General features: G+C 41.1%; 19 protein-coding genes, 2 pseudogenes and 1 riboswitch. Of the genes and pseudogenes, 19 read left to right on the forward strand and 2 right to left on the reverse strand.

The genetic code is table 11. The annotated features are described in order from the left end of the window. Positions 1–6: 6 nt before the first annotated feature. The 3 genes from HNR53_RS19160 to HNR53_RS19170 all read left to right on the forward strand — a co-directional run bounded on the left by HNR53_RS19160 (position 7) and on the right by HNR53_RS19170 (position 3583). Positions 7–690: a response regulator gene (locus HNR53_RS19160; RefSeq protein ID WP_184529070.1), complete on the forward strand. Its 684-nt coding sequence runs from the start codon at positions 7–9 to the stop codon at positions 688–690. A 629-nt stretch (positions 691–1319) separates the two neighbouring features. Next, the gene (locus HNR53_RS19165; protein WP_184529072.1) at positions 1320–1601 is read left to right on the forward strand and encodes a 2Fe-2S iron-sulfur cluster-binding protein; all 282 of its coding nucleotides are present in this window, start codon (positions 1320–1322) and stop codon (positions 1599–1601) included. 476 nt (positions 1602–2077) lie between these two features. Then, the gene (locus HNR53_RS19170) at positions 2078–3583 is read left to right on the forward strand and encodes an ATP-dependent helicase ComFA (protein ID WP_246439692.1); all 1506 of its coding nucleotides are present in this window, start codon (positions 2078–2080) and stop codon (positions 3581–3583) included. A 224-nt stretch (positions 3584–3807) separates the two neighbouring features. Here HNR53_RS19170 and HNR53_RS19175 read toward each other — a convergent pair whose 3' ends face one another. Beyond that, positions 3808–4599 (reverse strand): NERD domain-containing protein, encoded by a 792-nt coding sequence (locus HNR53_RS19175; RefSeq protein ID WP_184529134.1) that lies wholly within the window; start codon positions 4597–4599, stop codon positions 3808–3810. Between the two features lie 95 nt (positions 4600–4694). Between HNR53_RS19175 and HNR53_RS19180 the strand changes: the two genes are divergently transcribed. Continuing rightward, positions 4695–5402: a ComFC family protein gene (locus HNR53_RS19180; protein WP_184529076.1), complete on the forward strand. Its 708-nt coding sequence runs from the start codon at positions 4695–4697 to the stop codon at positions 5400–5402. 17 nt (positions 5403–5419) lie between these two features. On the opposite strand, the gene HNR53_RS19185 is transcribed toward HNR53_RS19180, so the two are convergent. Next, entirely contained in the window at positions 5420–6556 is a 1137-nt protein-coding gene (locus HNR53_RS19185) for a sensor domain-containing diguanylate cyclase (protein ID WP_184529078.1), read from the reverse strand. Positions 6557–6791: 235 nt separating this feature from the next. Between HNR53_RS19185 and HNR53_RS19190 the strand changes: the two genes are divergently transcribed. The 15 genes and pseudogenes from HNR53_RS19190 to HNR53_RS19260 all read left to right on the forward strand — a co-directional run bounded on the left by HNR53_RS19190 (position 6792) and on the right by HNR53_RS19260 (position 22565). After that, positions 6792–7220 (forward strand): TIGR03826 family flagellar region protein, encoded by a 429-nt coding sequence (locus tag HNR53_RS19190; RefSeq protein ID WP_184529080.1) that lies wholly within the window; start codon positions 6792–6794, stop codon positions 7218–7220. A gap of 199 nt (positions 7221–7419) precedes the next feature. After that, positions 7420–7686: a flagellar biosynthesis anti-sigma factor FlgM gene (gene flgM / locus HNR53_RS19195; RefSeq protein WP_184529082.1), complete on the forward strand. Its 267-nt coding sequence runs from the start codon at positions 7420–7422 to the stop codon at positions 7684–7686. A gap of 37 nt (positions 7687–7723) precedes the next feature. Then, entirely contained in the window at positions 7724–8203 is a 480-nt protein-coding gene (locus HNR53_RS19200; RefSeq protein WP_184529084.1) for a flagellar protein FlgN, read from the forward strand. 21 nt (positions 8204–8224) lie between these two features. After that, positions 8225–9775, forward strand: a complete 1551-nt coding sequence (gene flgK, locus HNR53_RS19205; RefSeq protein WP_184529086.1) for a flagellar hook-associated protein FlgK — start codon at positions 8225–8227, stop codon at positions 9773–9775. 13 nt (positions 9776–9788) lie between these two features. Further along, positions 9789–10640, forward strand: coding sequence for a flagellar hook-associated protein FlgL (gene flgL / locus HNR53_RS19210; protein ID WP_184529088.1), 852 nt, complete (start codon positions 9789–9791; stop codon positions 10638–10640). A 100-nt stretch (positions 10641–10740) separates the two neighbouring features. Next, complete coding sequence (locus HNR53_RS19215) at positions 10741–11334, forward strand: DUF6470 family protein (protein ID WP_184529090.1); 594 nt, start codon at positions 10741–10743, stop codon at positions 11332–11334. Further along, positions 11331–11774 carry a flagellar assembly protein FliW gene (fliW, locus tag HNR53_RS19220; protein WP_184529093.1) on the forward strand — a complete coding sequence of 148 codons (444 nt, stop codon included), beginning with the start codon at positions 11331–11333 and terminating at the stop codon, positions 11772–11774. The genes HNR53_RS19215 and fliW overlap by 4 nt, the downstream gene beginning before the upstream one ends. Continuing rightward, positions 11774–12007 (forward strand): carbon storage regulator CsrA, encoded by a 234-nt coding sequence (gene csrA, locus HNR53_RS19225; RefSeq protein ID WP_184529095.1) that lies wholly within the window; start codon positions 11774–11776, stop codon positions 12005–12007. Before fliW ends, csrA begins: the two co-directional genes overlap by 1 nt. A gap of 150 nt (positions 12008–12157) precedes the next feature. Beyond that, a pseudogene (locus HNR53_RS19230) lies at positions 12158–12364 on the forward strand (flagellin N-terminal helical domain-containing protein); the annotation flags it as partial. Positions 12365–12649: 285 nt separating this feature from the next. Beyond that, entirely contained in the window at positions 12650–13945 is a 1296-nt protein-coding gene (locus tag HNR53_RS23515) for a flagellin N-terminal helical domain-containing protein (protein WP_184529136.1), read from the forward strand. Positions 13946–14291: 346 nt separating this feature from the next. Further along, a pseudogene (locus HNR53_RS23590) lies at positions 14292–14405 on the forward strand (flagellin); the annotation flags it as partial. A 208-nt stretch (positions 14406–14613) separates the two neighbouring features. After that, on the forward strand, positions 14614–14928 hold the full coding sequence (locus HNR53_RS19245; protein WP_246439694.1) for a hypothetical protein: 315 nt from the start codon (positions 14614–14616) through the stop codon (positions 14926–14928). Between the two features lie 188 nt (positions 14929–15116). After that, entirely contained in the window at positions 15117–15356 is a 240-nt protein-coding gene (locus HNR53_RS19250; RefSeq protein WP_184529101.1) for a hypothetical protein, read from the forward strand. Between the two features lie 21 nt (positions 15357–15377). Then, positions 15378–15578 (forward strand): YjfB family protein, encoded by a 201-nt coding sequence (locus tag HNR53_RS19255; protein ID WP_184529103.1) that lies wholly within the window; start codon positions 15378–15380, stop codon positions 15576–15578. A gap of 378 nt (positions 15579–15956) precedes the next feature. Next, a riboswitch (cyclic di-GMP riboswitch) is annotated at positions 15957–16053 on the forward strand. Positions 16054–16136: 83 nt separating this feature from the next. Continuing rightward, positions 16137–22565 carry an OmpL47-type beta-barrel domain-containing protein gene (locus HNR53_RS19260; RefSeq protein WP_184529105.1) on the forward strand — a complete coding sequence of 2143 codons (6429 nt, stop codon included), beginning with the start codon at positions 16137–16139 and terminating at the stop codon, positions 22563–22565. Positions 22566–22705 lie beyond the last annotated feature (140 nt).

The raw sequence follows: 22705 nt of genomic DNA on the forward strand, positions 1-22705 counted from the left end.
GAGTAATTGAGTACTAGAATCGTCATAATAGATGATCACCAACTATTCAGAGAAGGGGTTAAGCGAATTTTAGAGTTCGAGAAATCCTTTGAAGTCGTGGCTGAAGGCAGTGATGGAACGGAAGCAATGGAATTAGTGGAAAAGCACCACCCAAATGTTGTGTTGATGGATATAAATATGCCAAATGTGAACGGAATTGAAGCAACACAGCAATTAATCGAAAACTTCCCTGATTCAAAGGTCATTATCCTTTCGATTCACGATGATGAGAACTATGTAACACATGCATTAAAAACAGGTGCCAGCGGCTATATGCTGAAAGAAATGGATGCTGATGCCCTGATTGAAGCGATCAAAGTGGTTGCTGATGGAGGTTCTTACCTGCATCCGAAAGTAACACATAATCTGGTTAAAGAATACCGTCGTTTGGCTTCAGAGGAAGGTTCAGGAAATCAATTCCTGCGCCAAATGGAAATCCGCCGGCCGCTGCATTTGTTAACACGCCGTGAATGCGAAGTTCTTCAGCTGTTAGCAGATGGAAAAAGCAACCGCGCCATCGGTGACGCATTATTTATCAGTGAAAAAACAGTTAAAAACCACGTAAGTAACATCCTGCAAAAAATGAACGTGAACGATCGTACTCAAGCTGTAGTCGTAGCGATCAAAAAAGGCTGGGTAGAAGTAAGATAATGATCCACAGACCGTCAATAAGTAAGGGCTGTCACACAAGAGAGACATCGATCAGGTATATTCAACAATACCAGAAAAGATCCATTTCGTATGTGATTTCTGTTACTCAACGACGGTCTTTTTTTGAATTTTGCACGCAAATATCCAGACCCTTTACGAAAACTTCTCCACGATATAAACTGTACAAAACCTCGAAAAAATATTACTCAAACCCCAAAATGTGGATAAGTGAATAAAATTAGTGGATAACCTGCTGGAAACTGTGAGTAACTTATCCATATTAGTGGATAAATATCTGGATTTTGTTAGTAATGTGTTAATAAAATGGAAAACTAACCTTTTTTGTGGATAACTAATGAAAAGTACTCCGATCCTTTTAAATATGGCTTTGTTAAATCTTGTTGTTGATTCATAAACCGCCTTATGTGCATGGACTTGCATAGGATGTGCTGACTTCGACGTTCGCCACAGGACGTGGCGGTATTTAGTCGAAGTTCCTCTGTGCGTTCTTTGTACCAAAGAAAAGTCGTTCACGCCATACACATAAGGCTATTATCAACTCTGAACTTTAACTGAGCCTTAAATATAGACAAAATGAAGAATGTGAAGATAGAAAGAAGCTGATAGAAATGTTTACAATAACTTATAAAAATGAAAGTTTCATATGCACGGAAACTATATCGATAGTGGAAGCAGCAAAGATCCAAACGGCAAAAATCCCGTACGGCTGCAATGGCGGCGGCTGCGGAATATGTAAAATGAGAGTTGTTAAAGGGCAATATAAATTGACGGATGCCGCAGCTAAGGCTTTATCAGAAGAAGAAAAAAAGAACGGACATGTATTCCTCTGCCAAACCTACCCATTAAGCGACCTGCAGCTCGAATTGATTGGAAAGCAGCCAACTTTCTAATACGGGCTGCCTCCATTCATATCACGTTCTTAAAAAACCACCTATTTCCTACAAACTGAATGATCCCGCAACAAAAAGAAAGAGCCGCAAACTAAATAAGGCTGCCGGGTTTGGCCTGACAGCCGGCCGTACATGAAACAGTGAGCCCCGTCGAAAACACTGATTCGTGAACAAAACTGACATTTATCCACAAGGGCAATAAGGTAAAATAGAAATTTAACCGCCCTAACCTAAAACTATCCACAATATTCTGAAATTTATCCACCGATTGAGGATAACCATATGTGAATATTGAAAATTATCCACAATATGACTAATGATGAGGTGATCCAATGCGTTTTGCTCATACTCAAGGAAAATTGATTCCAGAAGTCTTGCTCTCGTCCGCGGATAATACTCTTCCCATTTCCCAAATTGAAATACCGCCCCAGCCCGCTTTTAATAGCGATTTCCAGTTCGATGAAGCGTTACAATTTATGCTTACCGGCAAACAACTCCTGCTCGAGGACCTTCCGTTTCCAATCGAGGCGATTCAATCCCATTATGAAAATGGTTTTCTCATCTATCGAAAGGGAATTATCATGGAGAACAACAAGGCAAAATGCATCCGCTGCGGAAATCAGGAAAGCCGTCTTTTCGCCAGTTTCCCGTGTGCCCGCTGTGGTGAAACCTGCACTTATTGCCGTAAATGTATTATGATGGGAAGGGTCAGTGCCTGCAGTCCATTAGTCAGTTGGACTGGACCAGATCCTGACGCCATGAGTAAACTGGAGTCAAATCCTAGCGAAGCGAATGAGATGCCACCATTAGAAATTCAGCAAATCCTCGCGAATATAAGTGATAATTTTCATGCAAAAAATAACCATTTGCCACTCCAAGATTCGCCGCCAACAAGTAAACTCTCTCATACAAGCAAGGGAGATTCTTTGCTGCAATGGAGCGGGACCTTGTCATCCGGTCAGCAGCACGCATCCGAACGGGTCGTTGAGGCTGTTTGCCAAACACAGTCACTCCTCGTTTGGGCCGTTTGCGGCGCAGGAAAAACAGAGGTGCTTTTTCAAGGCATTAACGCTGCACTAATGGAAGGAAAGCGCGTCTGTATCGCCACACCGCGAACGGACGTCGTCCTGGAACTCGCGCCCCGTCTGCAAAAGGTATTTCCGACTATCACCGTCGCGGTGTTATACGGCGGCAGCAAAGACCGTCATCTCTACGCACCACTCACGATTTCCACGACGCACCAGCTGCTCCGGTTCTTTCAAGCCTTTGACACCATCATTGTCGACGAAGTCGATGCTTTCCCATTTTCCGCAGAGGAAACCTTGCAATACGCGGTAGAGCAGGCTCGTAAACCGGTGTCCGCGCTGATTTTCTTAACAGCAACGCCCAATGCCGCACTGCAAAAGGAATGCCGTTTAGGAAAAAGAAACTTCGTCACCATCCCGGCCCGTTTTCACCGCCATTCCCTGCCGGTGCCCCGGTTTGTCTGGTGCGGTAACTGGAGGAAGGGGCTGTACAAAGGCAGCCTCCCGCCAAACGTCCTCACATGGCTGAAACAGCGCATCAGCGCAGAAAAGCAGGTCCTGCTCTTTTTCCCGCGGATTGAATTAATGGAAAGGCTGCTCCCTATTATGAAAAAGATCCATCCCAAGATAGAGTCCGTTCATGCTGAAGATCCGCAGCGTAAAGAAAAAGTCCAAGCGATGCGCAACAAAGAAATCCCGATTCTCTTAACGACAACGATTCTAGAACGGGGCGTTACCTTCCCCAATCTTGATGTCGCCGTTCTCGGCGCAGAGGATCGAATCTTCACTGAAAGTGCCCTCGTCCAAATCGCCGGCCGCGTCGGCCGCAGCCCTGACTATCCATCCGGCGACATCACCTTTTTCCATCACGGAAAAACAGAAGCGATGGTCAAAGCCCGAAAACAAATCCTCGCCATGAATAAAGAAGCGAGGGAAAAGGGATTGATTGATGATTAATTTAAAAAAACATCACAAAGAAGGGGGGCAAGCCCTAAAATCAGGGCTTGTTCCCTTGAAAAATTGATAATCGCACCAAAATATAGAGGAATTGCACCTGATTTTTATTTATTGCACCAAATCCCAGCATATTTGCACCAAAAATAAAATAATTGCACCAAAACTACTGTTTTTCGCACTTATTAGAGTAATTATAGATTAAAAGAGGGGGCTACCCATCCTTATTAATACTTCATTCGATAAACAATTCCTTTCGTAACTCCCTCTCTAGTTAAATTCATAGAATTTAATAGTTGCTCTGCTGTTCTTCTTGAAGTAATCAGCAGAAACTCCCTGCATTGTTTATTCGTCATTGTTTCTCCCAACAGTAGGAAATAATCCTGTATTGCTTGAATATGGGCATCTTTCGAAACTCCTTTACAGATTGGACAGTACCAAGCGCCATGAATTCTTGTCATCGGAATGGTGTGGCAGAAGGGGCATTCAACACCCGGGATTATTTCCGTTGGGGAAATATCCCATGATTTAAGAATGTCGCTTGAGGCAGATGTATCTTCTTTTATTAAAGTTCTGCTGAGTTTACGTATCATTTTCTCATCGATCACGTCAGTTCGATAAAGTTTATCAATGGCTTGAACTCTGTTTATGACTTGCTCAGTATGGATTACTTTTTTAAAAATATCGATATGATTTGATTTCAAGATGGTTTGCGGCAGTGTGATTGTTACGAGGTATTCAATAGGAATAGCAGGGAATTTATGTTTATGCAGCCAGTTTCTGAGTTGAATAACATGTCGTTCTGCTTGCAGTATAGGATTAGAAAAGCCTTCTTCTCCACTATCTCCATATTTTCGAATCATCTGTTCTGAATGTTTATCAAAGGTAAGGGTCCCGGAAATGTTTTTTGTTTCAATGGAAAAAATCAATTGAGGAGAAAGGAGAAGAGTATCAATTTGAAAGAAATGTTTATCAATAAGGCGAAGCCCACGAGAGGAATTTGAGCGGGGAAAGCAAATCTATTTCCACGCCCAGATTTATTTACATAGATGAATAAAAAGCCAGCCACATTCCTCTGACCCTGGTTAATCTTAAATAGAAAGGACGAACCCCAATGACCGACTACTGCCTCATCTGCCATACAGAAATCAGCCCTATTCTAGGCTGGACCTTCCTTATCTCCGAAGAAAAGAAACAAACCATCTGCCCGACTTGCAAAGGGAAATTGCAGCCCATTGAAGGACCAACGTGTAAAATTTGCAACCGGCCTCTCAGTCTATTAGACCCGCGCTTTATCCACGAGCAAACCTGCAACGACTGTATCCGCTGGGAGGAGGATCCCCAGTGGCAGGGCTGCCTGCAGCAAAATCACTCCTTATTCCACTACAACGATTTTCTCCAGGAAGTTATCGCCCGTTACAAATTCCGCGGCGATTACATTCTCGCCGCGATTTTCTCCGAGTGGATCGAGCAAAAGCTCAAAAACCAGCAAGCTGACCTGCTCGTCCCGATCCCATTAAGCCCAGAAAGGCTGCAGGAGCGCGGCTTCAATCAAGCGGAAGCGATTATCCGTGAAGCGGGTCTCCAGCCGCTCAACATCCTCACGAGAATTCATACGGAAAAACAATCAAAAAAATCCCGCACAGAGCGGATTCATGTGCCGCAGGTTTTTCAACTGCGGGCAAATACCACTCTGGCGGGTAAACAAATTATGCTATTTGACGACATTTACACAACCGGGTCAACACTCCATCACGCCGCCAAGCTGTTAAAGACAAATGGTGCGGCATCCGTGTCGTCTTTAACAATCGCAAGGGGATAAAATAAATTTTCCTATGACTATAACGCACTTTCACTGTCTAATGCATCCTGATAAAAACAGTACATATTCTTGCCAAGCTTTTTGGCCGAATACATCGCTGTATCTGCAAGCTGAATCAGTAATTCACCGTCTTGGGTATCCTGAGGATAAAGGCTAATTCCAATGCTCGTGGAAATCGTGCATGTTTGATCATTGATCAGAAATGGCTTGTTAAATGCCATAATTAATCTTTCAGCTATTCCCTTCGCCTGCTCTTTGTCAACGTCGTTTAAAAGAATGATGAATTCATCACCGCCTAAACGCGCGGATACGTCTTCTTCGCGGACACTGTCGGTTAATCTTTTTCCTGCCTGCTGCAATAAAGCATCACCGACATCGTGTCCAAATCGATCATTGATCATTTTAAAATTGTCTAAATCGAGAAACATGACGGCCAGATTGGTGTTATTTCTTTTACAAAAAGCAAGGTACCGCTGCAAATAGTCATTTAGCAAATATCGATTTGGCAGACCGGTCAGGTGGTCGTGATAGGCGATATGTTTCATTTGATCTTCCAACTGTTTCCGCTCCGTAATATCATAGGCGACACCTGTAAGCTTTACTACTTTGCCGGAGGAATCAAGCAAAGGATTCCCATGGATTTCCACCCACTTCACTTCACCATTATTTGTAAAGATTCTTATCTGACAGCGGGAAGGCTTCGCTGAAAGTAATTCATTATATTGATGTTCAACAATATCCATATCATCAGGATAAAAAAATGATGCCCAAAATTCAAAATAATTATGAAAGTCTTCCTGTATACAACCAACCATGTTTTCAATCCCTTTTGATACGATTACCTCCCGCGTCGCTAAATCAACCGACCAAAGAAAAGCATTGCTATTTTCAAAAAGACTTAATAATTCATTCTTGCTCTGCTGCAGTTCAACGTAACTCGCCTCAAGCTCCTTCTGCTGCTGCAAATACTTTTTCAAATAATACTGCGACAAATCATACTGCTTGCCAAAATACCAGGCAAGGAGCAGCATTGCAGGTAATCCCAAAAATTCAAACCAGCTTACATGGCCATCCCTTATATAATAAAAAGCCATATAGCATAAGTTTATAATCAAAACGATAAAAAACGTGATGAAGCGGCCTTTATAGCTCATATGTATCGTCCTTTATAATAGTAAATAACGTAGTATAATTTTATCATGAATCTTGAAAATCAAACATGATAATAGTTGCTTTTTTAGAAATAATATTATGAATAAAAGCATAATTTGTCTGTAAATCCTGTTCCTTGTAAAAACGAAAATCAAATTATAATGAGAAAAAATACCCACGAATCCGGATTTCTATTATAATAGTAATTAACTCGTAATAAAAAAGGGGTGCGCAGCAATGCCGGATTTAGTCGATTGTCCAAACTGCGGTTCGATTTATGTGAAAAATAAATTCCGCGATGTTTGTGATGCTTGTTATAAAGAGGAAGAAAAACAGTTTGATCTTGTATATAAATTTTTGCGAGTCCGTGAAAATCGGGCGGCAACCATTCCACGCGTCATCGAGGAAACAGGGATTGATGAAGACTTGCTCCTCAAATTTATTCGCACCGGGCGCTTAAAGATAGCTACATTTCCAAACCTGGGCTATCCATGTGAAAAATGCGGAACCCTGATCAAAAAAGGGAAGCTGTGTGACGACTGTGCCGATGAACTGCGCAAAGATCTCGAATTTTTTAATAAAGAAGAAAAACGTAAAAAAGAACTAGAAGAAAGAGAAAAACGCGGAACATACTTAACAAATGGCTTGAGGAAAAGAGAATATTAGGCTTATGTTCCTTTTTTTCAAAAGAAAACACAATACTATCATACTAGTTACAGGAATCTGGTCCCGGTTGGATCGGGTTTCTTTGTTTTTTACTGCAAAAAATAAAGTTTAAATAATAAATCGCACTGCCGATAATAAGACTAGATACAAGGACGATAATCATAACATAGATCCTTAAAAGTAAAGGAAGTGATCGGCAGTGAAGATTAATAATTTCGGCCCCTCCGGCATCAATCCGTATAAACGGCAAATGAACAGCATGGAGAATGCCAAAAGCTCAGCAAAAGCAGGCGCTGACAAAGTCGAAATCTCCGCAACAGCTAAAGAAATGCACCAGCTGTCGCAATATTCGGCTTCCCGTCAGGAAAGAGTCGAGCAGCTCAAACTGCAGGTGCAAAACGGCACATACAAAGTCAATCCAGAGCAAGTAGCTAAGAGTATGATTGATTTCTATACGGAAAAATAACAGCACAGTTTGAAAAAACAGCAGAGGGAGGGATCACATGTCAGCGACTCTTTTAATGGAAACACTAGAAAAACTGGACAAACTTCACAGCAGTTTGTATGAAATTGCCGTGAAGAAAACAGAAGTCATTAAAAACGGGGACATCGAATCCCTGAACGGCATCATGAAAGAAGAAAATAAGCATATGTATGCGATAAATAAATTAGAAGAAGCACGGCAAAAAGCAGCGCAGCAGATTTGCCCGGAAAAAGAACAGCCAACGGTTTCCGATTGCCTGGAAAAAGTAAGCGGCAGCGAGCACGAGAGCTTGCTGGCATCAGCGGATAAGCTGGCATCACGGCTGGCCGATTTGAAGGAACAAAACTATTTAAACCAGCAGATGCTGCATAACTCACTGCAATTTGTTCATTTTTCACTGAATCTTTTGCGTCCGCAGCCGGCAGCGATTAACTATGCCCCGCCGACAAAGAAAACACCAAACAACCCGGCACCGGGAATGTTTAATTCGAAAGCGTAACAACCGAACGGAGGAAAAAAAATGCGTTCATCCTTTATGGGGTTAGAAACAGCCCGCCGCGGCTTGTTCACCCAGCAGAGTGCTTTATATACAACAGGACATAACGTGGCTAACGCCAACACACCAGGCTATTCAAGGCAGCGGGTCAATTTTCAGCAAACAAGTCCATATCCATCGGTCGGCGTCAACAGCCCGGCCCTTCCCGGGCAAATGGGGACAGGGGTTGAAGGCGGAACGGTGCAGCGGATTCGCGAAAGCTTTCTCGATGTCCAATACCGCGGTGAAAACAACAAAGTCGGCTACTATGGTGCGAAAGCTGAATCACTGCAGAAAATGGAAGGCATTATGAACGAGCCGACAGAAAGCGGTTTGCAGAATACATTAGACCAATTCTGGAACGCCCTCCAGGATTTAACGACACAGACAGAAAACTCCGGCGCCCGTGACGTCGTCGCGGCCAGAGGACAGATGGTCGCGGAAACGATTAATTACTATTACAATACGTTAACTCAAGTCCAAAGTGATATCGGCGATCAAGTCGGAATCAAAGTCGATGAAGTCAATGCCCTGATTGGAAAAATTGATCACCTCAACAGAAATATTGCCGATGTCGAACCGCATGGCTATGTTCCCAATGATCTTTATGATGAGCGGGATGTGCTGGTGGACGAGCTCTCCGGGTTGGTAAATATTAAAGTCACAGCTGTTAAACCAAACCAATACGGCAAAGCATCGGATATTGCCGAAGGTCTTTATAATGTTGAATTGGTCCAAAAGAATGGCACTTCTTACAATCCGCCCATCAACTTAGTGTCCGTTACAAAAGCAGATGGAATGAAAGGGATCAATACGCTGACAATAAATCCAGCTGATAGCAGCGGTCCTATTAAAGAAGTGAACATTGGCGGCAGCATCATCACGGATAACAGCTTTTCCGGTGAACTGGCTGGCTTAATTGAGAGCTTTGGTTATGAAACTGGCGGGCAGGTAAAGGGAATTTTTCCGGATATGCTAGATAAATTAAATAATATAACAAAAGCTTTTGCGAATGAATTTAATGCCATTCATCAAAGCGGCTATGCCCTTGGAGAAAATACACCATCCGGCAGGGACTTCTTTGAGTTTGACGCGAATAATCCAGCGCAAACCATTACGGTAAATAAAGACATCATTAATAATTCAGATTTAATTGCCGCGGCTTATACAGCAGGAGGCTCATCCGGCGACAATGAAAATGCAAAACAACTTGCAGATGTATTGGAAAAGGATTTTACAAATTATACAACAGCCGCACCTGCGGGATTAAACGGCAGCCTTGTCTCCTATTATTCCGGAATCATCGGCAGCCTCGGTGTCGACTCACAAAGTGCACAAAAGGATTTAAAGAACTCGATTACATTAGCTACGTCAGTTGAAACAAACCGGCAGTCAACTAGTTCCGTTTCACTCGATGAAGAAATGACCAATATGATTAAATTCCAGCAGGCCTACAACTCATCAGCACGAATGATCACGGTCATGGATGAAATGCTTGATAAAGTAGTAAACGGCCTTGGTACCGGAGGCAGATAGGAGGTGAATCACGATGCGTGTAACACAATCGATGTTATCCAATAATATGTTGAAAAATCTCAGCAACAGCTACAGCAGACTAGGCAAACTCCAGGATCAAATCTCAACGCAGAAAAAATTCACCAAACCATCTGACGATCCTGTTGCCGCGATGATGGGGATGAATTACCGCAGTGATGTGAATAAAATTGAGCAGTACACCCGAAATATTGGTGAAGTGAATAACTGGGTAAACAGTACCGATGATGCGTTGAACCATGCCGTGAATGTCCTGCAGCGTGCCCGGGAGCTAACCGTGCAAGCGAGCAACGGCACTTATGATGGAGATCAGCGAGAAGCCATTGCCCAGGAGATTCAACAAATACAGGATCAGATTCGCGATATCGGCGATACTCAAATCGGCGATAAATATATCTTTAATGGCAAAAACACCAATCTGCGTCCGTCTGAGAATGGTTTTTCTACAGGTGAAGTGAGGTTCGAAGTATTCTCGGGGATCACGATGCCAGCCAATGTCGATGGAAAGCCATTGTTTGAAAATGCAAATGCCTCTATGCAGGACTTATATGACAGCTTGATGAATAATGACAACAATATTGGTGATCACTTAGCTGCTATTGATGATACGATTAATAAATTTTTGGCCGCCCGTTCCGTCATTGGTGCGAAGCAAAACAGGGTGGAAATGATGGAAACTCGCCTGGCTTCACAGGAGGTATTTTCGAAAGAAATCCTTTCCAACAATGAGGATATCGATATCGAAAAGGCGATTGTAGAATTCACAGCCCAGGAAAGTGTCCATTCAGCGGCCCTTAGCATTGGCTCAAGAATTATCCAGCCTTCGCTTGTTGACTTTTTAAGATAATGTTTAATGAATAAATAACTATGTATCTGGCTATCTTTCGTGATAGCCTTTTCTTTTAAAAAAAGGATTCTTAATTCATTTTGAACTGAGGTGAACGGAAATGAATCTGCCGCAAATCAGACTCAAAACCACTTTTATTAAAACAGGCTTAACCATTGATAAACCAGTCCAAGAAATCCAGCAGCCGAAAGCGATTCAGCATATTGAACAGCCGGCAGCGATTCTGGAAATTGAAACAATCCCAGGACAGCTGCATGTAGACTCATCGCAGGCGCGTGCCGATGTCGGTTTAAAAACAGATCGCCAAAGGGTTCAAGAGTTTGCACAGGATGGGTATCAGGATTGGTTAAAGGGCTTGGCAAGGAGAGCGAGGCAGGGGAGAGATCTGATGCAGATTCATAAAAAGGGCAATCCCGTTGTTGCTCATGCAAAAGAAAATAGCAGACTGCCCGAGAAGCAATTCAATATTGGCTGGATTCCCTCTCATTTCAGTGTCAAAATGCAATATGATCCAGCTCAAGTGAATATTACCGTTAAACCGCAAAAACCGATAACAGATGCGGAAATCCAAAAACCAATCCATAACTATACACCGGGAAAAGTCAGACTGGATATCCTGGCGAAAAATACTCTCGAAATTGATTTTACCAATTTATTTCCAAACGATATTGAGAATGAAGGTGTGAGCAAATGATCATCCAAACAAAATTTCATGGTAAGCAAGAAATAGCAGCAGAAGATATCATTCATTTTGAAAGTGGTATACCGGGATTTCTGCATGAGAAGGAATTTTGCATTCTGCCAATGACGGATACTCCTTTTTACGTCATGCAGTCGATTCAAACAACAGAAGTAGCTTTTATTATTATGGAGCCGTTTCAAATTTTTCCTGATTATGAATTTGACTTGCCTGATGAGCTTCTTGCAGGATTGAATTTCAGATCAGATCAAGACCTTGCTGTTTTTGTCATTTTAACCGTGCAAGAACCATTCAATAAAACCACTGCAAATTTGCAGGCACCGATCATTCTAAATCAAGCAAATAAAAAGGCAAAGCAATATATCATTAATCAAAGTTTATATACAACCAAACATTTAATCATTCAGCCTTCTGTAGAACAGGGGGTTAAATAATGCTAGTCCTAACACGTAAGCTAAAAGAATCGATCATGATCGGTGACGAAATTGAATTAACTATTCTAGCGATTGATGGTGAGCAAATCAAACTCGGTATCAATGCCCCAAAAAATATCGAGATTCATCGCAAAGAAATCTATCTTGCCATTCAAACAGAAAACAACGAGGCTCTCAAAACAGAGGTGAATGTATTGAAAAACCTCAGTGCCTTTATTCAAGATTACAAATAAAAAATTTTTCTAACCTCCCTAAAAATAACTCCATATAGGCCGATAAACTAATTGTAAGGCTAAATAACCAAAAGGCGGCCGACTTTGGAAGTTATTTAGCTGACAATTAACCACATGGATGTGGGATGAAAAGTCAGGGAGGAAAAGGAAATGAGAATTAATCATAATATTGCAGCGTTGAATACGTATCGTCAGTTGAATGCTGCATCAACTGGTCAAACAAAATCAATGGAAAAGTTGTCTTCAGGACTGCGTATTAATCGCGCTGGAGATGATGCAGCAGGACTAGCAATTTCTGAAAAAATGCGAGCACAAGTACGTGGGTTAGAACAAGCTTCAGCAAACGCTCAAGACGGTAGACTAGAAATGCCGCTCTAAGCAGTAATGCTTAGATGAAAACTTCGTGAATTCGGTGGAACCCTGAACCAACCTTTCTAGGGTGGATGGAAGGCAATACCGAGCCAAGCCTAATGAATCGGTAACTAGTAGTTAGGAAGGTGTGACGGTCAGGTGGTGAGGAACCGTACCGATAACCCACCCACGAGCGCGGGGCATCCTTTGGGATGAAGATATGACCTGAACTTTATGGAAACATAAAGAGGCAGTGGATTAAACGCCGCTGCGATAACATAATTGATTTCTATGATTCAAACTGCTGAAGGTGCATTGAATGAAACACACTCAATCCTTCAACGTGTTCGAGAACTTGCCGATCAATCAGCAAACGGAACAAACACAGCTGATGACCGTAAAGCGATTCAAGATGAGGTAACTCAGTTAAAAGAAGAAATTGATCGTATTGGTAATACTACAGAGTTCAATACGCAAAAGTTATTAAATGGTAACTTGAAATCAGCTGGTGGTGCTTCTGTAGGGCAAAATACTACTACTGGTGCTGCTATTTCAAAATTAAGCGAAGGTAGCATTTCGGGTGCATTAGCAAATGCGGCTGCTGATAACAGCGATTTTGTAAAAGAAACTATTAATGTCGATGGAACTGATATCGATGTTAACTGGCAGGATCTTTCCTCTAGTGAAAAGGCAGTTCTTAAAAATGCGGATACAGATGCAGATTCTAAAAAGGCAGCTGCAGAGTTGATTCAAAACAAAATTAATGAAGCAATTGATGCATCTGGAAAAAATGTTGAACACGTTAAAGCATATGTTGATGCAAGTGATAATTTAGTAGTAGAAAGTGGTTCTAAAGGTACTAAATCTATCGTAGAAGCTGGTTCTGCAGGTGTCTTAACTGCTATGACTGGTGGAGCGACTGGTGCAGCTGGTGAAAGTAATTATAACGGTACTGCATTGGCTGGAACTGAAACAGCAGACCTATATGTGAATGGAACTTTAATGGAAGTAACACTTCCTGCTGCAGATCCTGCTACTCCGACAACTATGGACGACTTAGCTGACGATTTAGCAGCAGCAATTAATGCTTCAATTGCAGCTTACAATGGTACTACTGGAAAAGCAGATGGAGATGAAGGTTGGATTAAAGATGTAACAGTTAAGGCCACTGATGACGGTCGACTATTAATTAATAGTGAAAGTGGCCCTGTTGAATTAAAGGACAGAGCTGGTCAAACTGCAGTAGCAGACTTAGGATTGACTCAAGCACAAACCGATGCTTCAGGTAATGGTGGAATGACATTCCAAATTGGTGCGAATAAAGGACAAACAATTACTTTTGGTGTCAACGATATGCGTTCTGCAGCACTTGGAATCTCTGGTGTAGATGTATCTACACAAGCTGGGGCTTCAAATGCCCTTGAAACTTTAGATAAGGCAATAAAAAATGTATCATCTGAGCGTGGTAAACTAGGTGCTGTTCAAAACCGTTTGGAACACACTATTAATAACTTGAACACATCCTCTGAAAACCTAACTGCTGCGGAATCTCGTATCCGTGACGTAGATTATGCTTTAGCTGCATAAGCAGTCACAAGCACAGTCGTCCTAGCTGGTAACGGCTAGTGATTATAATCGGGTGAATTGCTGGAAAACCCTACAGAGCTTTTCTTACCACAACGTAGTTGGAAACGACAAGCGTGATGGTTTGAAAAAAGAAAAGATATGGGTAATCAGCAGCCAAGCTCCTGTCTCGAAAGAGTGGAGAAGGTTCAACGACTAGGATAGACCATCTAAGGCAAATGCTATGATGATGAAATCCGTAGGTGAAACAATGTCCATCAGCATTGTGAATCCGAAGTGCCCGACCCTTACTAGATTGCTAGAAGGTGAAGATATAGTCTGGTCATTTGTGAAAGCAAATGTTCGCACGATGGCGAAAGAAATGATGGCACAAACTAAGAATTCTATACTTTCTCAAGCAGCACAAGCAATGTTGGCTCAGGCCAACCAACAACCACAAGGAGTTCTACAACTTCTTCGTTAATTTTAAATTATATGGAAGGGACTCTAGTTATGCTAGGGTCTCTTTTTGATAGAATGTATGGATTTTGTTACTCCATATTGAGTTACTCCAAAAGTAGAGCCAAAATTTAAAGTAAGGTGATTCGTATGGTAACGAATATAAGAACACTTATATTTAGAATAAATAAAAATTGTGAGGATTTAGATTTTATAGAAGCAGAAGATTAATAGTGTTTAACATCATAAAACTTTCTGAATCAGTATACTATAAGTTGCTAAATGAAAATGCAAAAGTATTAGTAAAACTTATTTTAAACGAGCAGACTAATAAGGATTATCCACCTCTAACTCGTTCAGATAAGTTGAAAATTAATAACATTAATCTATTTTGCTCGGATTTTGATATATCCATGTTAAAAAGAACATTAAAGGACTCTATTGAGCTTATTCAGAGACCTGATGTAGAACAGTTACTCAATCATGATGCTAAAATTGTCCTTAAAACGATGGAAGCATTGCTAGAGGGGAATCAGGTAAGGATGTGAGGGCAATATCTATTTGATTCCTAGAAAAATGTATTTTTTAATTTTATTTAAAGACATAGCGGCGAAGCAAGCCAATCAACAACCACAAGGAGTTTTATAACTTCTTCTTTAATTTTAGTTATGAAAAGGGAAAGGCTCAAGACATTCAAGTGTATCTTGCATATAGAGCTGTTTGACAGGAGGGACGAATGGATAAAGAAAAGCAGGAACATAAGCAGTTTCTTGAACAACAGCTTGAATGGTGTAAAAAACAAGATCGTATTTTAGAAGTTATAGAAATGAAGCTTAATGAAATGAAAAAGATCGCCCAATCCACTCTTGAACATGAACTTACTGAAATAGAAATTGAGCGATTGAATAGTCGATTAAAAGAATTAAAAAGTGAGGTTTATTTTTTAGAAAATCAGTTATACACTGTTGTCCATTAGAAGGAGAAAGGTGATTTTTCCATGGATATCGCATTAATGTCAATGGCATTGAGTCAAGGACAAATCCAGCAACGAGCCTCGATGTCAGTTATGAAGATGGCAATGGGGAATGCAGAACAGCAGGGCGAGACTGTTCAAAAGTTGATGAGTTCAAACGATGTAGCTGCCATTCAACACACAGCTCAGCCACACTTGGGTGGGAATATTGATTTAAAAGTGTGAGAATGCAATAGTAGCTAATCAGAACCGGAAACTCTGAGGAAGGTACAACGACTAGAGAATATTAAGGCAAATGATATGACTATGAATCTCGTAGGGCAGCAAAAGCTGTTCGAAGTGCCCAGCCCCTTGAAATATGAGGGTGAAGATATAGTCTATTCTATGATCGAAAGGCATAGCGGCAAAGCAAGCCAACCAACAAACAAACACAAGGAGTTTTACAACCTCTTTGTTAATTTTAAATTATCCGAAAGGGACTTTAGTACTTCTAATATTCCTTTTTTTATTTAAAATTTGGGGATAATTTCATAACATAGATGATTATGCCTATTTATAACGGTACCTAAGATGTAGTATAATAGACACAAAAATTAAACAACCAAGTGAAAAAGGCAAACCGTGGGAAACCATGGGACGCAAAGCCAAGGGCCTAAACCGTGTGATTAACCTTGCACATGGATGGCAGCCGGTTGCCACAAGGATCATAGTTTCCTATCCTATGAACCTTGTTTAAGGTTCATTTTTTCATTTGGGCTTTTTAGAGAAAGGTGAGCCAATAGTATGAGAAAATTAATAATTAGGAAAACTACTTATCTAGCGTTACTCCTTCTTGTGCTTCAAGTATTTCTTCCTTTTGGGAGCGCATTAGCAGCCGAAATCAGTATTTTACCTCCTAGTAATTTGGCTGTTCAGCAGGTAACGGCAGAAGCCGTAAAACTGACATGGAGCCCGGTTTACGGAGCAACGGGTTACAATGTATATGAAATTAAAGAGGGGCAACTTAACCTTCTCGGTAAGTCTACGACGACTACTTATAGCCTGAACAACCTTGCAGAAGGATCTTACAGGTATGTAGTGTCGACTTTGAGTGTGGAAGGGGAATCCGGTCCTAGTGCACCGATTACGGTCGAAATCGTTTATCCAGATTTGGCAGCACCGACATCTTTGACGTATTCGGTTAAAAATGGTAACGATATTGTGCTTAACTGGGGGGCATCTCAATATGCCCAAACATATAATCTCTATCAAATCTCGACAGAAGGAGATAAGACTTTGCTCACTTCAGGAACTTCACGAACTTACATGGTAAGCAATGCTCCTGAAGGGAAGCAAACGTACTCGGTTTCGGCAGTAAACTCCACATATGGTGAATCGCCCTTGGCGGCTCCAGTTGAGGTTGAGATTGTTTACCCGACGATGACGGCACCTGACAATTTTACATATTCAGTGGCAAATGGTAATGATATTACCTTTAAATGGGGTATTGTTCCCTATGCTACGAACTATAAAATATATGAAATTGCAGACGGACAATCCATTTTAAAAAGTACTGTAACCGGCACAACAGTGCAGATTCCAAACGTTCCTGCCAGGGATTATGTTTATGAAATCCGCTCTAACAGTGACCGCTTTGGAGAGTCGGCAGAGGTAAGCCGTCTTTCTGTAACTGTAGGTGCTGTAACCATGGCAGCACCAAGTAATTTTACGTCCAAGGTACAAAATATTAATGATATTGTTTTGAATTGGGGTAGTGTACCATACGCGACCGGTTACAAAGTTTATCAAATTATTGATGGTGAAAAAGTCTTTAAGAGTACTGTGACAGGAACAACGGTTACGTACCCGAAAGTGCCAGGCGGAAATTATGTTTACGAGGTATACTCCTACAGCGATCGTTTTGGTGAGTCAGCGTTGGGAAGCAAAGTTTCCTTAACTGTAGAGAATGTAGCAATGGAGGCCCCGAGTGATTTTACTTACAAGATCCAAAATGGCAACGACATCGTCCTAAGTTGGGGAAGTGTATCAAACGCAAACAGTTACAAAGTGTATCAGATTATCGATGGTGAAAAAGTCTTGAAGAGTACGATTACGGGAACAACTGTCACTTATACTAATATGCCAGCCGGTGATTATGCTTATGAGGTATACTCTTATAGTGATCGTTTTGGTGAATCGGCAGAAGGAAGCAAAGTGTCCCTTACAATAGAAACTATTACAATGACAGCACCGAGCAACTTTGAATATAAGATTCAAAACGGGAATGATATTGCTTTGAGTTGGGAAAGTACCTCAAATGCAACTAATTATAAGGTTTATCAGATTGTTAATGGACAAAGAGTGTTAAAAAATACGGTAACAGGAACAACTGTCACATATGCCAATATGCCAGAGGGTGATTACAAATATGAAGTCTTTTCCTTCTCAACTCGCTTTGGTGAATCCAAAGAAGGAAGCCAACTTTCGTTCTCGCTCGTTCACCCGACAATAAAGGCACCGGCCAATTTAATGCAGACAATAAAAAGTGACACTGAGTTTACTCTAAACTGGGAAGCATCTCCGTATGCAACCAGTTACAAAGTCTACCAAATTATTAATGGTCAAAAAACTTTAAAAAGTACGGTTTCTGGAACAACCGTTACTTATACGAATATGCCATCAGGCGAATATACTTATGTTGTTCACACATACTCATCTCGATTTGGAGAGTCAGTAGAAGGAACTCAGTTGACGTTTATTCTAAATGGAAAAACGTTAGGAGCGCCGACAAATCCGACTTACACTATCACAAACGGAAATGACATCACTTTAAGGTGGTCGGCTGTACAGTATGCTACAGGTTATAAAATCTATCAAGTTGTTGATGGACAAAAATTTCTAAAAAATACAGTAACGGGTACGTCTATCACATATACTAACATGCTAGGCGGCGACTATCATTACGTTGTCCACTCTGTCTCCTCACTTTTCGGTGAATCACCGGAGGGAGCGGAAATGGAACTTCCTCTCGTTCTTCCTTCTATGGAAGCACCAGGAAACTTCACGTACAAAGTCCAAAATGGAAATGATGTTGTGCTGAATTGGGAAGCGGTTCAATACGCTAACAGTTACAAAGTATACGAGCTCGTTAATGGAGAAAAAGTGTTAAAAACTACGGTAACGTCTTTGGCTGCAACACTTGCTAAGGTAGCGGCAGGTGACCATACTTATATTGTTCACTCTGTTAGCAACCGTTTTGGTGAATCACCTGAGGGAAGTAAAGTATCCTTTTCTTTGAATGAACAAACGATGCAGGCTCCAGAGAATTTAACTTACAGCCTGACAAATGTAAATTACCTTACATTAAAATGGGACCCAGTTACTTTTGCAACAGCTTATAAGGTATACCAAATCATTGATGGGGATCCGGTCTTGAAAAGTACAGTGACCGGCACGTCAGTATCGTTTAATAGTTTGCCCGAAGGTGAATACCAATACGAGGTTCACTCCTATAGTGATCGTTTTGGAGACTCACTAGAAGGAAGTCCATTATCATTTAAGTTAGTCTTCCCGATTGTGCAAGCACCAGGAAACCTGACATACAAGATCCAAAATGAAAATGATGTAGTATTTAGTTGGGGGTCGTCAGAATATGCCAACAGCTACAAAGTGTATGAATTAGTTGATGGCGAAAAAGTGTTGAAGAGTACGACATCTTCCTTGACGGCAACACTTACAAACGTACCGGCAGGTGACCACACCTATATTGTTCACGCTGTCAGCACTCGCTTTGGAGAATCGCCAGAAGGAAGTCCATTATCATTTAAGTTAGTCTTCCCTACTGTACAAGCACCGGGAAACCTGACATACAAAATTCAAAACGGCAATGATGTGGTATTGAATTGGGAAGCAGTTCAATACGCCAACAGTTACAAAATATATGAGATTGTTGATGGCGAAAAGGTATTAATAAAAACCGTAACATCTTTGACTGGTACAATACCTAAAGCACCAGCAGGTGATCATACTTATATTGTACACGCAGTTAGCACTCGTTTTGGAGAATCACCTGAGGGAAGTCAAGTTTCCTTAAAAATGAATGAGTATAATTTAGAGGCGCCGGGAAACCTGACATACAAAATTCAAAATGGCAATGATGTTGTATTGAACTGGGAATCAGTTGAATACGCCAACAGCTACAAAGTGTATGAAATTGTAGATGAGCAAAAAGTGTTGAAAAGTACAGTATCTCCCTTAACCGCAACACTATCGAATGTACCAGCTGGCGACCATACCTATATTGTACACGCAGTCAGTACCCGCTTTGGAGAATCACAAGATGGAAGCGAAGTTTCCTTTAAATTGGTTCACCCGACAATGCAAGCACCGGAAAACTTGATTTATAGTTTTACAAATGTTAATAACCTTACTTTAAAATGGAATGCTGCTACCTATGCAACATCATATAAAGTGTATCAAATTGTTGACGGAGAACCAGTTTTGAAAAATACAGTAACTGGGACATCCGTAACATTTTCCAATATCGCAGAGGGAAATTATAAATATGTGGTACGATCTGTCAGCACTCGTTTCGGCGAATCTCCGGAAGGCAGCCAAGTTGACTTTGAACTAATTTACCCGACCATGCAAGCACCGGCTAATCCGACACAAAGTATTACGAACGGAAATGATATTACTTTGAGATGGGATGCTGCTACGTATGCAACAGCCTACAAAGTGTATCAAATTATGGATGGTCAACCAGTTTTGAAAAAATCCCAAACAGGAAGGTCTGTAACATTTACCAATATGCCGGAAGGTGATTATACCTATCAGATTCATTCGTATAGCGACCGATTCGGTGAATCGCCGAAGGGCAGTGAGTTGAACTTTAACTTAACTTGGCCGGTCGTGCCACAACCAGAATTAACAGGGGCTGTTTTTAATGCTAACAACATCACTCTTTCCTGGAAGGCAGTCCCTTGGGGGAATGAATATCGGCTTTATAAATTGAAAGATGGCAATAAAGAGTTAATTTACAAAGGGACGGCACTAAGCAGCAAAGTCTACAATCTTACGGAAGATACACATTCCTTTGAAGTGACAGCATATAACAATCGTTTTGGAGAATCAAAGCCGTCAAATCCAGTAACTGAGAAAATTGTTTACCCGATCATGCAGCCGCCGACAGCAAGTTTGAAGCTTTTAAGTGATACCAGTGCTCTCATTATTTGGGACTTTGTCACTTACGCAAACGGCTACAATATATATGAAATGATTGCCGATAAACCAGTTCTATTGGCGGAAAAGGTAAATAATTTGTCTTATACAGTTTCAAATCTGTCATATGCGGATCACGAATATTTTGTAACGTCATTTAGTAATTCTTTTGGCGAATCAGCTCCGTCCAGTAATGTTATCGCGAAACTGATTATTGATACGGAAGCGCCGTTTACAACGACCGATACATCAACAGAATGGACGAATCAAAACCCGGTTGTTACCTTGTCTGCAATGGATAATGAAACTGGAGTGGCAAATACTTACTATTCTCTAAATGACAGTGATTTTATTGAAGGAACATCCTTTACTGTTGAAGAAGAAGGCGTGCATAAAGTTTCCTTTTACTCTGTTGATAAGGTAGGAAATAAGGAATCCATTCAGACAATCTATATTAAGGTTGATCAAACTGCGCCAGTAACGAACATAAGCGATACTCCGTCTGGATTTACTCAACCGGTTACCTTGAAACTGGATTCAACTGATGCTCAGAGTGGAGTTAAGAAAACCTTTTACTCTATTAATGGCTCAGAATATGAAGAAGGTACGTCCTTTACAGTGGATAAAGAAGGTATCAACCAAGTTTCTTATTATTCAACTGACCAGGCGGGTAATATTGAAAAAGCTCAAATGCTCGAAGTGAAAATCGACAAAATGACCCCAACCACTACCTCTGATGCCCCTAAAACATGGAGCAAGGAAAATGTGACGGTGAAGTTGACTGCAACGGATGGGGGAAGTGGAGTTGCCAAAACCTACTATTCTATTAATGGTTCAGACTATGAAGAAGGCACGTCCATTACAGTAGAAAAAGAAGGGGTTAACCAAGTTTCATACTATTCAATTGACCAGGCAGGCAACATTGAAACAGCACAAACGACTGAAGTGAAGATCGACAAAACAGCCCCAGTCACAGCCTCTGATGCCCCAGAAGCATGGAGCAAGGAAAATGTGACGGTGAAGTTAACTGCAACAGATAGAGAAAGTGGTATTGCCAATACATTCTACTCTATTAATGGTTCAGACTATGTGCAAGGCATGTCCTTTATAGTAGACAAAGAAGGAGTCAATCAAGTTTCTTACTATTCGATTGACCAGGCAGGCAACAGGGAAAAAGCTCAAACTACTGAAGTGAAAATCGATAAAACAGCCCCAGTCACAGCCTCCGATGCCCCAGAAGCATGGAGCAAGGAAGATGTGACAGTGAAGTTAACTGCAACAGATAGAGAAAGTGGAGTTGCCAAAACGTTCTACTCTATTAATGGAGCAGAATATCAAGAAGGCACATCCTTTACAGTGGATAAAGAAGGAGTTAATGAAATTTCGTTCTATTCAATTGACCAGGAAGGTAACATTGAAAAGGCACAAACAATCGAAGTGAAAATTGATAAGACAGCACCGATTCTTACTATAGATTTGAAAGATGAATACAAATTGGGTTCGAGCTTCCAACTGCAGTATTCATCCAACGATGATTTCTCTGGAATCGTTTCTGAGGAAATGACTGTTTTAGGCCCAAATGAAACTACTGGAAAAATGATAGCTAATGGTACTGCTCTAACACTAGACAAGCCGGGTATTTACCATGTAAATGTTAGTGCAACAAATGGTGCAGGAATAATGACTACGATTCAAAAGCAATTTGTAGTATACATTCCAGCAGCAATTGAAGTGACACCGAAGGTAATAAAAGGTAATAATGGCGTGTTTACAGTTCGCGCTGATCTGACGGAAGGTTATAATAGTGAAGATTTTAATCTGAATACGGTTAAACTAAACGGAGTAAATGTCCTTACAAGCAATAAAGGGTACTATAATCAAGCGAAGAACGGACAGTTCAAGTTTGAACGTTCTGACTTTACTTGGACATCATCCGAGGTGATGGTTGAGTTCCGTGGCTACCTTAAAGGCTATCTAGTAGTCGGTCAAACAACTGTTAAAGTACAAAAGTAAAAATTTCCTTAACCCTCTTTGTTAATTAACAGAGAGGGTTTACTATTTGATTTTGTTATAGTGGAACCTCGGAAAGACTATTGTCGAAGGGGGAGGGGGCAGGTTCTGTCCCACTCAATTCTCTCACGTAAATCATTTAT

The sequence above is a fragment of the Bacillus benzoevorans genome (genome assembly GCF_014207535.1).
Taxonomy (GTDB): domain Bacteria; phylum Bacillota; class Bacilli; order Bacillales; family Cytobacillaceae; genus Bacillus_BD; species Bacillus_BD benzoevorans.